We start from the raw sequence: 986 nt of genomic DNA on the forward strand, positions 1-986 counted from the left end.
ATGCTGGTGAGGGGTGCCCGGACGGGATGCAGAGGCTGCTGCGCCGTGCTGATTGGGATGTCGACGGGGTGCGCGATGACATCCGCGGCTATGTGGTTGATCGGCTCGGGGATCCGGGTGCGGTGCTGGCGATCGACGACACCGGGTTCATCAAGAAGGGCGTCCGGTCCGCGGGGGTGCAGCGGCAGTACACGGGCACGTCGGGGAAGAAGGACAACTGCCAGATCGGTACGTTCCTGGCCTACATCAGCCCCACCGGCCACGCCTTGATCGACCGACATTTGTATCTGCCGGAGTCGTGGATTAGTGATCCGGGCCGGTGCGCTGATGCTGGTGTCCCGGATGGCGTCGAGTTCACGACCAAGCCGCGGGTGGCGATCGACATGCTCCAACGCGCCCTGGACGCGCAGGTGCCGTTCGCCTGGTTCACCGCCGATGAAGCGTTCGGGCAGGCCAAGTACCTGCGGCGCTGGTTGGAGGAGCGCGACATCGCGCATGTGGTGGCGACCCGCTGCAACGATGACGTGGTCACCGGCGACATGAGTTCCCGGCGCGTGGACCGACTTGTCGCCGAGCTGCCTGCCAGGGCGTGGCGGCGGCTGTCGTGCGGCGAGGGCGCGCACGGGCCGCGTGAGTACGACTGGGCGTGGCTAGCCATCCGCATCCAGCAGTGGTGGGAACCCGGCCGTGGACACTGGCTGCTGGCCCGCCGCAGCCTCACCGACCCCACCGAGATCGCCTACTACGTCTGCTACGGACCACGTCGCACGACCCTGGCCACCCTCGCCCGCGTCGCGGGCCGGCGGTGGGCGATCGAGGAGTGCTTCAAACAGGCCAAACAGGAGACCGGCCTGGACCACTACCAAGTCCGAACCTGGCGCGGCTGGTACGCCCACATCACCTTGTCGATGCTCGCCCTGGCCTGACTGGCCGCCGTCCGAGCCAACGAGCAAAAGGGGGACAAACCAACAGCGACGAGCAGCTCA

General features: G+C 67.4%; 1 pseudogene. It reads left to right on the forward strand.

The features are described from left to right. Positions 1 to 923, forward strand: a pseudogene (locus IEY75_RS20625) (IS701 family transposase); the annotation flags it as partial. Positions 924 to 986: the final 63 nt, after the last annotated feature.

The organism is Pilimelia terevasa, from assembly GCF_014647915.1.
Classification (GTDB): domain Bacteria; phylum Actinomycetota; class Actinomycetes; order Mycobacteriales; family Micromonosporaceae; genus Pilimelia; species Pilimelia terevasa.